Source organism: Burkholderia plantarii (genome assembly GCF_001411805.1).
Taxonomy (GTDB): domain Bacteria; phylum Pseudomonadota; class Gammaproteobacteria; order Burkholderiales; family Burkholderiaceae; genus Burkholderia; species Burkholderia plantarii.
On the sequence record NZ_CP007213.1, the window covers coordinates 2,202,966 to 2,214,433 of the forward strand.

Below are 11,468 nucleotides of genomic sequence, written 5' to 3' on the forward strand. Positions count from 1 at the left end.
TCGCGGTCCCGCTTTTTTCACCCGGCAGGCGCGATCGACGACGAACGCGCCGCCGCTATCGAGATCGCCGAACATGAACACCGACCCGATGCAACCCCCCTTGATCCTGATGCGCGCCGCCGCCCAGATCGGCGCCGGCATCGCCACCTACGGAACGCAGGCCTTCGCCGCCGCCATTACGCCGGGCACCGGCGCCGGCTGGCCGGCCGCGATGGCGCGCACGCTCGACTTCGCGAACCAATGCACGAAGACGGGCACCGCGGCCTTCAACGCCGTCTGGCAGGCCCAGCGCGACACGCTCGGCCTCGATGCGGCGGCGCGTGCGCTGCGCGCGCTCAACAGCGTGCAGACCGATACCACCTCGACCTGGAACGACCTGAACACGAACGCCACCGCCGATGGCGCCACCGGGCTCAGGGAATGGCTGCTCGCGGTGTCGAAGGCGCGCGACGCGAACGACCTCACGCTCGGCACCTTCCTGTTCCTGCAGCAATGGCAGGACATGATGAAAACCGCCGGCACCGGCTTCGCGGGGCTCGCGACGCGCGCGGCCGGCGCGAACCTGGAAGCGCTGCGCGAGAGTTTGCAGGATTCGGCGCCGGACTCGCAGGCGGCGGCTTCCTGAGCAGACCGGCCGTCGTCGATTCGCCCGAACGGCCGGCCCGCGCGGAACGTCGTAACAGCCGGCGGGCGGGCCGCGGCGGACGTGCCCCGCTCGCCCCCGCCGTTACGGCTTCATCGACCCCGTGCGCACGTAGCGGTCGTGCCACGACAGCGCCTCGCCGAGCAGATGCGGCGTCTGCTTGCCGAAGCTCTCGTGGCTCGCGCGCTCGAAGTAATCGGCCAGCATCGGCCGGTAGTCCGGGTGCGCGCAGGTGTCGATGATCTTGCGCGCGCGCTGGCGCGGCGACAGCCCTCGCAGGTCGGCAAGCCCCTGCTCGGTCACCACCACGCCGACGTCGTGCTCGGTGTGATCGACGTGGCTCGCCATCGGCACGATCCGCGAGATCGTGCCGCCCTTCGCCGTGCTCGCCGACATGAAGCACGACAGGTAGCCGTTGCGCGCGAAGTCGCCCGAGCCGCCGATGCCGTTCTGGATCTTCGTGCCCATCACGTGCGTGGAATTGACGTTGCCGTAGATGTCGGCCTCGATCATGCCGTTCATCGCGATGCAGCCGAGCCGGCGCACCAGCTCCGGGTGGTTGCTGATCTCCTGCGGACGCAGCAGGATCTTCTTGCGGAACAGCGCGATGTCGTCGGCGAAGCGCTTGACGGCGTCCGGGCTCAGCGACAGCGCCGTGGCCGAGGCGAAGCTCAGCGTGCCGTTCACGAGCAGGTCGAGCATGCCGTCCTGGATCACCTCGGTGTAGGCGGTCAGGTTCGTGAAGCCGCTCTCGCCGAGCCCGGCCAGCACCGCGTTGGTGATGTTGCCGACGCCCGACTGCAGCGGCAGCAGGTTCGCGGGCAGCCGGCCGCGGCCGATCTCGTGGCGCAGGAACTCGATCAGGTGGCCGGCGATCTGCTTCGAGGTCGCGTCGGGCGCCGAGAACGCGTTGCTGCGGTCGGGGGCGTCGGTCTCCACGATCGCGATGATCTTGTCGGCCGGGCAGCGCAGGTAGGGCTCGCCGATGCGGTCGTCGGCGGACACCAGCGGAATCGGCTTGCGATGCGGCGGCAGCGCCGTGCCGTAGTAGATGTCGTGCATGCCGTCCAGGCCGAGCGGCTGCCGCGCGTTGACCTCGAGGATCACCTTCTTCGCCTGGTCCAGCCACGTCTTGTTGTTGCCGACCGAGGCCGACGGAATCAGCAGGCCGTCCTCGCGAATGCCGGCCACTTCCACCACCGCCACGTCGAGCTCGCCGAACAGGCCGAACCACGCGTATTGCGCGACGTGGCTCAGGTGGATGTCCTGATAGTCGAGCTCGCCGGCGTTGATCTTCTCGCGCAGGATCGGATCGGACTGGTACGGCAGGCGCATCGAAATGCCGTCGGCCTTCGCGAGCGCGCCGTCGAGTTCGGGTGCCGTCGAGGCGCCGGTCAGCACGTTGATGCGGAAGTCCTCGCCGCGCGCGTGCGCGGCCGAGATGCGCGTGGCAAGCGCGGCCGGCACCGCCTTCGGATAGCCGGAGCCGGTAAAGCCGCTCATCGCGACGGTCATGCTCGGCGCGATCAGGGCCGCCGCTTCATCGGCGGTACGGACGAGGGAACGCAGGGATTCGGCGAGGATTCGGGAAGTGGGCATGGCGAGAGATCGAACGGGTAGTTATATATCGCGTCGTAGGCGCCGCGGCGGGTGTCTCGGGAGCGGCGCGCGCCCCGACGGTTCGCGGCGGCGAGCCAGGTGGGGGCAGCGCGCGCAGTATCGCAGAGGCCGCCGCGCGCATAGATCGGCAGCGCTGCAAAACTTTTTTGCCGAATTTGCGCGCTATTCGAACAAAAAGATGCCGATTCGACCTGCCGGGGCCGCTATCCAGCGCGTTTTGTTACGTGCTTCGCCGCGCGTCTGGCTAGGCGTCTGGCTGTTTCCGCCGGCCTCACCTATCGGCCGGCGCCTTGCCCGACAGCATAGCGCGCTCATCGTCGTCGACGTCGACCCGCCTTCGCCGTCCGAGGAGCCAGATCAAACTTCCCGATCTTTACCGTGACGCGGGCGCGGATACCAAGCCGCGCCAACGTTGCGCTGGAACCGGGCGCGGCCGTTCAATAGACGTCGCGCAGGTAGCGCCGCTCCTTCGCCATGCGCGCGACGTACTCGCCGGCGCGCGCCTCGTGCATCCCGCCATGCTCGGCCACCACGGCCTTCAGCGCCGCATCGACGTCGCGCGCCATCCGCGCGGCATCCCCACATACGTAGAAATGCGCGCCGGCCTCGAGCCACGACCAGAGCTGCGCGCCGCGCTCGCGCATGCGGTCCTGCACGTAGACCTTGGTGTCCTGATCGCGCGAGAACGCGAGATCGAGATGCGTGAGGAAACCGTCGTCATGCATCGCGCTCAATTCGTCGCGATAGTAGAAATCGGTGGCGGCATGCTGTTCGCCGAAGAACAGCCAGTTGCGCCCGCTCGCGCCGCGCGCGCGCCGCTCGTGCAGGAAGCCGCGGAACGGCGCGATCCCGGTGCCCGGCCCGACCATCACGATCGGCGTGTCGCCGCTCGCGGGCGGGCGGAAATGCGCCGACTTCTGCACGAACACGGGCACCGGCACGTCGCCGCCCTCGCCCGCCTGCGCGCGATCGGCGAGGAACGTCGAGGCCACGCCCTTGCGCTCGCGCCGGCCGTTGCTGTAGCGCACCGCCGAGACGGTCAGATGCACCTCGCCGCGATGCGCGGCCGGACTCGACGCGATCGAATAGAGCCGCGGCTGGAGCCGCTTGAGCATCGCGACCAGTTCTGCCGCCGACAGCTCGACCGGGAACTCGTGCAGCACGTCGGCCAGCTGCTGGCCCCAGAGCCAGTGCTTCAGGTCGGCCTTGCGCTCGTCGGCGAGCAGCGACTTCAGCGCGCCGTTGCGGCTGCGCCCGGCGATCAACGCAAGCGCGTCCGGATGCGGGCGCGTGATGTCGAGATGGCGGCCGAGCGCCTCGCCGAGCCGCAGGTCGCCCACGCCGGTCACGCTCACCGGCGTGTCGGCCGACAGCCGCGTCAGCGTCAGCAGTTCGTCGACGACCGACGGGCAATTGGTCGGCCAGATGCCGAGCGCGTCGCCGGCCTCGTATTCGAGCGCGGTGCCTTCGGTGGACAGCGACAGGTAGCGTGTGTCCTTCGCGGCGCCCGGCCGGTTCAGCTTCAGGTTCGCGACGAGCCGCGAGGCGGCCGGCCGCGCCTTGGTGGGCAGCAGCGACGGGATCGCGCCGCCGTCGGGCACCGCGTGCAGGGCGGCGTCCACGGCCTTGATCCGCGCGATGACGCCCTCGAGCCAGCTGTCGGCGGCCGGCTGGAACTCGACGTCGCAATCGACGCGCTCGGTCAGGCGCGCGGCGCCCAGCTCGGCGAGCCGGGCGTCGAGCCGGCGGCCGTGGCCGCAGAACGCGTCGTAGTTGCGGTCGCCGAAGCCGAGCACGGCGTAGCGCAGGCCGTCGAGGCGCGGCGCGTCGGCGGCGGCCAGCGCGGCCGAGAACGCGGCACCGTTGTCGGGCGCGTCGCCGTCGCCGAACGTGCTCGTCATCAGCAGCGCGTATTGCGCGTTCGCGAACACGGCCGGCGTCGCGTCGGCCATGCAGGCCACGCGGATCTCGAAGCCGGCGTTCATCAGCGTGGTCGCGTAGGGCTCGGTCAGCGATTCGATGTTGCCGGTCTGCGAGGCCCACAGCAGCACGACCTTCGGCCGCGCATGGACGATCCGCACGCCGGCGGCGGCCGCTTGCGCCGCTTGCGCCGGCGCGTCGGCCGGCCCCGGCAGCGCCGGCGCCTCGCCCTGCGGCGCGCGGCTGTAGAGCCCGGCCAGCATGCCGTCAAGCCAGAGCCGCGTGGCCGGCGCGCAGGGCGCGCCCGCCGGCAGCACCGGCACGCCGCCGGCGGGCGCGGCGCGCAGACCGCTGACGAAGCCGGCAACGTAGGCGCGTTCGGCATCGGAAAGGCGCGGCGCGGCGAGATCCTGCAGGCCGAGCGCGGCCGCAAACGTATCGAGAGCAGCAGTCATGGGGGATTCCTGATGCGGGGCCGCGCCGGCCTCGACGGGCGTGGCCGGCGGGTTCGGCGGTAGGCGCGCGGCGCCGGCCGCATCGTGGACGACGTCGGCGGCGCTCGCCACGCGCGTCAGCGCGACGGCGCAGAATTTCAGTTCGGGTTGCAGCGAGACCGGATCGACGGCATCGTGGGTCAGCGCGTTGATGCAGAGCTCGTCGCCGTACACGTCGTTCCAGTGCATCGGCGCGAACGCGGCGCCAGGCTGCACGCGATCGGTGACGACGGCCGGCAGCACCGCGCGGCCGCGCCGCGAACGCAGCTCGACGCTGTCGTTCGCGCCGATGCCGAGCGCCGCGGCGTCCTCCGGATGCAGCTCGACGAACGGCTTCGGATTCAGCTTGTTGAGCATCGCGACCTTGCCGGTCTTGGTCATGGTGTGCCACTGATGCTGCAGGCGGCCCGTGTTCAGCACGATCGGGTATTCGGCGCACGGCATCTCGGCCGCGTCGGCGTGCGGCCGCGCGAAGAAACGCGCGCGGCCGGTGGGCGTCGGAAACGCGAGCGCGGGCACGCTGCCGTCGTCGGCGACGCGCCGCGTCTGGCTCACGCCGTCGTTCAGGTAGCGCAGCGGGTGCCGGTCCCGTCCGTCGTCGGGCGGACACGGCCATTGCAGCGGCGTGGCGCGCAGCGCGCGATGGCTCGCGCCGCGCAGGTCGTAGCCGGTGTTCGGATTCGAGAAGCGCACGATCTCGGCGAACACCTCGTCGGCGCTCGCGTAGTCGAACGCCTCGCCGTAACCCATCTCGCGCGCCACGGCCGCGACGATCGCCCAGTCGGCGCGCGCGTCGCCGGGCGGCTCGATCGCCTGCTGCATCAGCGTCAGGTTGCGCTCCGAGTTGATCATCACGCCCTCGGCCTCGGCCCACAGCGCGCCGGGCAGCAGGATGTCGGCGTAGCGGTTGGTCTCGGTGTCGAGGAACGCGTCCTGCGCGATCACGAGTTCGGCGGCCTGCAGGCCGGCGATCGCGTTGGCGCGGTTCGGGACGGTGGCCGCCGGGTTCGTGCAGATGATCCAGCAGGCCTTGATCTCGCCGGCCGCCATCCGCTCGAACATGTCGATCGTGCCGGCGCCGCCGCCGTCCGCGCGCAGCGTGCCGGCCGGCAACTGCCAGGCCGCCTCCACGAACGCGCGGTCGTCCGCGTCGAGCAGGCTGCGCTGGCCCGGCAGCCCCGGCCCCATGTAGCCCATCTCGCGCCCGCCCATCGCGTTCGGCTGGCCGGTCAGCGAGAACGGCCCGCTGCCGGGCCGGCAGATCGCGCCGGTGGCCAGGTGCAGGTTGCAGATCGCGTTGGTGTGCCAGGTGCCGCGCGTGCTCTGGTTCAGGCCCATGGTCCAGCAGCTCATCCAGTCGCGCGCCTCGCCGATCATCTGCGCGGCGCGGCGGATCTCGTCCTCGGCCAGCCCCGTGATCCCGGCCACCCGCGCGGGCGGGTAGTCGGCGAGGAACGCCGGCATCGCGTCCCAGCCCTCGGTGTGGGCACCGATGAACGCCGCGTCGGTGCGGCCGTTCTCATGCAGCAGGTGCAGCAGCCCGTTGAGCAGCGCGAGATCGGTGCCGGGCCGGATCTGCAGGAACAGCGCGGCCTTGTCGGCCGTGGTGGTGCGGCGCGGATCGACCACGATCAGCTTCGCGCCGGCCTTCACGCGGTCCATCATGCGCAGGAACAGGATCGGGTGGCAGTCCGCCATGTTCGCGCCGATCACGAAGAACAAATTCGCGCGGTCGAAATCCTGGTACGAGCCGGGCGGGCCGTCCGCGCCGAGCGAGAGCTTGTAGCCGCTGCCCGCGCTCGCCATGCAGAGGCGCGAGTTCGATTCGACGTGCGAGGTGCGCAGGTAGCCCTTCGCGAGCTTGTTGACGAGGTACTGCGCCTCGATCGACATCTGGCCCGACACGTAGAACGACAGCGCGTCGGGGCCGTGCGCGTCGCGGATCGCGGACAGCCGCCGCGCCGTCTCGCGGATCGCGTCGTCCACCGGCAGCGGCACCGCATCGCGATCGCGCGCCTCGCGCAGATAGGCGCTTTCGAGCCGCCCGGCGTGGCGCAGCGCGACGTGCGCGGACGAGCCCTTGGTGCAGAGCCGGCCGAAGTTGGCCGGATGCTCGGGGTCGCCCGACACCTTGACCACCTCGCCGTTATCGACGTGCAGCACCATCCCGCAGCCGACGCCGCAATACGGGCACACCGTTTTCACGCTCGCGTTCGTCATTGCCGCTCCGTTGCGATCAGCCGGCGAGCCGCCGTGGCCCGCTCCCGCGGGTCATGCCGGCCGCGGCGCCGGTGGCGACCGTCATGCCGCCTCGACCCAGACGAGGCCGTCCTCGACGCGCGAGGCGTAGACGCCGACCGACTTCTCCGGCGCCTCGACGCACTCGCCGGTACGCAGATCGAAGTGCTGCTTGAACAGCGGCGAGGCCACCACCACGCGCTCGCCGAGGCTGCCCACCAGCCCGCGCGAGAGCACCGCCGCGCGCGAGAGCGGATCGATGTTGTCGATCGCGTAGATGTCGGTCTCGCCATTACCGGCCTCGACGCGGAACACGGCCACCTGGCCGCCGTTGACGAGTGCGCAGACGCCCGTGTTCGGCACGATGTCGTTGAGCGGGCAGACGGGCGTCCAGCGCGCGGCGGCCGCCGTTTTCGGTTCGCTATGCATGAGCTTCTCCTCGATCGGATGAGTGAACGCGGGCCGCCGTCAGGCGGTCACCGGCTCGGATGCGTCGGATGTTTCGTCGGCCTCGCCGGGCAGCGCGGGACGGATCTGGCCGCGTTCCTCGACGAACGCGATGGTGGCGTCGGGCGCGTCGCTGTTGACGAAATGGCGGAACCGGCGGCGCGTGGCCGGATCGTTGACGGCCTTCTTCCATTCGCATTCGTAGGTGTCGACCACATGCGCCATCTGCGCCTCGAGTTCCGCGCCGATGCCGAGCCTGTCATGCACCACCACGTCGATCAGGTAGTCGAGGCCGCCCTCCAGGTTGTCGCGCCAGGTGCTGGTGCGCTGCAGGCGGTCGGCGGTGCGGATGTAGAACATCAGCACACGGTCGATGTAGCGGATCAGCGTTTCGCGGTCGAGGTCGGCGGCCAGCAGCTCGGCGTGGCGCGGCTTCATCCCGCCGTTGCCGCACACGTAGAGGTTCCAGCCCTTCTCGGTGGCGATCACGCCGATGTCCTTGCCCTGCGCCTCCGCGCATTCGCGCGTGCAGCCGGACACGCCGAACTTGATCTTGTGCGGTGCACGCAGGCCCTTGTAGCGGTTCTCCAGCTCGATCGCGAGGCCCACCGAATCGCCCACGCCGTAGCGGCACCAGGTCGAGCCGACGCACGACTTCACGGTGCGCAGCGACTTGCCGTAGGCGTGGCCCGACTCGAAGCCGGCCGCGATCAGTTCCTCCCAGATCAGCGGCAGCTGCTCGACGCGCGCGCCGAACAGGTCGACGCGCTGGCCGCCGGTGAGCTTGGTGTAGAGGCCGTACTTCTTCGCCACCTGGCCGACCGCGATCAGCCCCTCGGGCGTGACCTCGCCGCCCGGCATGCGCGGCACCACCGAATAGGTGCCGTCGCGCTGGATGTTGGCGAGGTAGTAGTCGTTCGAATCCTGCAGGCTCGCGTGCTCGCGCTTCAACACGAACTCGTTCCAGCACGAGGCGAGGATCGAGGCCACGGTCGGCTTGCAGACGTCGCAGCCGAGCCCCTTGCCGTGCTTGCGCAGCAGCTCGCCGAAGGTGTGGATGCCCTCGACGCGGATCAGGTGATACAGCTCCTGGCGCGAATGCGCGAAGTGCTCGCAGAGATGGTTGTTGACGGCCAGCCCCTGTTTCTTCATCTCGGCCTTCATGATCTGCGTGACGAGCGGCACGCAGCCGCCGCACGAGGTGCCGGCGCCGGTGCAGGCCTTCAGCGCGCCGATCGAGGTCGCGCCGCCCGCCACTGCCTCGCAGATCCGCGCCTTCGACACGTTGTTGCACGAGCAGATCTGCGCCGCGGGCGGCAGCGCCTCGACGCCGATGCCCGGCTTCGCGGCGCCGTCGGCTTGCGGCAGGATCAGCATTTCCGGCTCGGCCGGCAGCTCGATGCCGTTCAGCATCATTTGCAGCAGCGTGCCGTATTCGGCCGCGTCGCCCACCAGCACCGCGCCGAGCAGGCGCTTGCCGCACCCGGACACCACCAGCTTCTTGTAGACCGCGCGGCGCTGGTCGCCGTACTGCACGACGCGGCAGCCCGGCGTCGTGCCGTGCGCGTCGCCGATGCTCGCCACGTCCACGCCCATCAGCTTGAGCTTGGTGCTCAGGTCCGCGCCGCCGAACGCCGCGTCGCCGCCCGCCAGCTGCTGCGCGACCACGCGCGCCATCTCGTAGCCGGGCGCGACGAGCCCGAAGGTCTGGCCGCGCCAGGCCGCGCATTCGCCGATCGCGTAGATCGCCGCGTCGCTGGTGCGGCAGCGGTCGTCGATCGCGATGCCGCCGCGCGGCCCGATCTCGAGCCCGCAGTCGCGCGCGAGCTGGTCGCGCGGGCGGATGCCGGCCGAGAACACGATCATGTCGGCCTCGAGGTGCGTGCCGTCGGCGAAGTTCATGCGATGCGTGGCGGCCTCGCCGTCGACGATCTCGAGCGTGTTCCTGCCGGTATGCACCCGCACGCCGAGCGCCTCGATGCGTGCGCGCAGCATGCTGCCGCCGCCGTCGTCGACCTGCACGGCCATCAGGCGCGGCGCGAATTCGACCACGTGCGTGTCGAGCCCGAGATCGCGCAGCGCCTTCGCGCATTCGAGGCCGAGCAGCCCGCCGCCCACCACCACGCCCGAGCGCGAGCGCGCGCCGCAGGCCTGCATCGCGACCAGATCCTCGATGGTGCGGTAGACGAAGCAGTCGGCGCGGTCGCGCCCCGGCACGGGCGGCACGAACGGCGTCGAGCCGGTCGCGAACACCAGCCGGTCGTAGCCGATCGTCTCGCCGTTCGCGAGCGTGACGGTGCGCGCGGCGCGATCGACCGACGCGGCGGCCGTGCCGAGGCGCAGCCGGAAGCCCGGATGCGATTCGAAGAAGCCGGGCGCGACGAGCGAGAGATCCTCGGCCGTCTTGCCGGCGAAGAATTCCGACAGGTGGACGCGATCGTAGGCGGCGCGCGGCTCCTCGCAGAGCACGGTGACCTGAAGCGTGCCCGCGTCGCCGGCGAGGCTCTCCAGCAGCTTGTGGCCGACCATTCCGTGACCGATGACGACGATGTTCATGTTGCCTTCCTCTTTGTTATTCCTCGATATCTCGACGCCGGCTCAGTGGGCGACCGGCACGTTGGCGAGCGCGCTGGCGCGCAGCGCGGCCTCGCGTGCCATGTGCTCGGCGCTGAAGCGCACGGCGATCGCGCAGAGCGAGGTGACCAGCACGAAGCCGCCGAGCAGCGTCAGCGTGGCCTGCACGTCGCCCACGCCCTTCATCAGGAAGCCGGCCGCGACGGCGCCCACGTTGCCGCCCGCGCCGACGATGCCGGCCACGCCGCCCAGCGCCTTGCGGTCGATGAACGGCACCAGCGCGTAGGTCGCGCCGCAGGCCATGTGCGTAAACAAGCCGAACGCGACCATCGCGACGATCGCCGCGCCGACCTGCCCGGCATGCGAAAACGCCAGCAGGCCGAGCCCTTCGCCCGCGATCAGCACCGCCAACAGCATCGAGCGCACGCCGAGCCCGCGGCGCGCGGCGACGCGATCCGACAGCCAGCCGCCGAGCGCGCGCGCGAACAGCGCCAGCAGGCCGAAGATGCCGGCCGCGAGGCCCGCGTCCTTCAGCGACAGCTGGAAGTGATTCACGTAGTACAGCGAAGCGATGTTGTGGATGAACACTTCCACGCCGAAGCAGGCACCGTAAGTGATGGCCAGCATCCAGACGCGGTAGTTCCGGCATGCGACGAAGAAGCTCGCCCAGCCGCCCTTCTTGCCGCTTTCCACCGTCTCGCCGCGTGCGCGCAGCGTGATGAAATCGCCCTGCGGGCAGTCCTGCGTGTAGCGCCAGTAGAGCACCGCCATCACCAGCATCGCGATGCCGGGCACCACCAGCGCGACGCGCCAGGCCGAGGCGTCGCCGACGCCGAGCATCAGCACCACGGCCACCAGCATCGGCACCAGCGCCTGCGCGGCGCCGGCGCCCGCGTTGCCCCAGCCCGCCGTGGTGGCGTTCGCGGTGCCCACCACGTTCGGCGCGAACATCACCGAGGTGTGGTATTGCGTGATCACGAAGCTCGCGCCCACCGCGCCGATGCCGAGCCGGCACAGCAGGAAGCTCAGGTAGTCGTGGCTGAAGGCCACCGCGATCACCGGCAGCGCGCCCGCCACCAGCAGGCCGGCGTAGACGCGGCGCGGGCCGAAGCGGTCGCAGAGCGGGCCGACCACGAGCCGCACCAGGATGGTGGCCGCGACCGCCGCGATGTTGATGTCGGCCACCTGGCCGGCACTGAGGTGGAACTGCCTGGCGATCAGCGGCATCAGCGGCGCGCAGGCAAACCACGCGAAGAAGCAGACGAAGAACGCCATCCAGGTGAGATGGAACGCGCGCATCGGCACGGTGCGCAGGCTGAACAGATCGATGCGGGTGGCTTTGTTCGACATGAGGATCTACCAAAACAAAACGGCGCCCTGAGAACCCGGTCGAAAGACCGGATGCACAGGACGCCGTTGCCCAGAAAGCCCGTTGCCGGGCCGCTCAGTATTCGGTGTTGCAAACGAATCGCCGTTGACTCGTTCGCCTAACGCTTTGCAAGCGCCGTGCCAGACGGCGTGAAACGCCGCGT

The 11,468-nt window shown here is 70.4% G+C and carries 6 protein-coding genes; 1 reads left to right on the plus strand and 5 read right to left on the minus strand.

Annotated elements, in window-relative coordinates; genetic code table 11:
• Positions 1 to 73: 73 nt before the first annotated feature.
• Complete coding sequence (locus bpln_RS26435; protein ID WP_042628129.1) at positions 74 to 625, plus strand: hypothetical protein; 552 nt, start codon at positions 74 to 76, stop codon at positions 623 to 625.
• 102 nt (positions 626 to 727) lie between these two features.
• Here bpln_RS26435 and bpln_RS26440 read toward each other — a convergent pair whose 3' ends face one another.
• The 5 genes from bpln_RS26440 to bpln_RS26460 all read right to left on the minus strand — a co-directional run bounded on the left by bpln_RS26440 (position 728) and on the right by bpln_RS26460 (position 11,286).
• The gene (locus bpln_RS26440) at positions 728 to 2,242 is read right to left on the minus strand and encodes an acetyl-CoA hydrolase/transferase family protein (protein WP_042628130.1); all 1,515 of its coding nucleotides are present in this window, start codon (positions 2,240 to 2,242) and stop codon (positions 728 to 730) included.
• 458 nt (positions 2,243 to 2,700) lie between these two features.
• Positions 2,701 to 6,897: a bifunctional nitrate reductase/sulfite reductase flavoprotein subunit alpha gene (locus bpln_RS26445; protein ID WP_055140479.1), complete on the minus strand. Its 4,197-nt coding sequence runs from the start codon at positions 6,895 to 6,897 to the stop codon at positions 2,701 to 2,703.
• Positions 6,898 to 6,978: 81 nt separating this feature from the next.
• Entirely contained in the window at positions 6,979 to 7,344 is a 366-nt protein-coding gene (nirD, locus tag bpln_RS26450) for a nitrite reductase small subunit NirD (RefSeq protein WP_042628132.1), read from the minus strand.
• A 39-nt stretch (positions 7,345 to 7,383) separates the two neighbouring features.
• Positions 7,384 to 9,918: a nitrite reductase large subunit NirB gene (gene nirB, locus bpln_RS26455; RefSeq protein WP_042628133.1), complete on the minus strand. Its 2,535-nt coding sequence runs from the start codon at positions 9,916 to 9,918 to the stop codon at positions 7,384 to 7,386.
• A 42-nt stretch (positions 9,919 to 9,960) separates the two neighbouring features.
• Positions 9,961 to 11,286, minus strand: coding sequence for an MFS transporter (locus bpln_RS26460; protein WP_042628134.1), 1,326 nt, complete (start codon positions 11,284 to 11,286; stop codon positions 9,961 to 9,963).
• Positions 11,287 to 11,468: the final 182 nt, after the last annotated feature.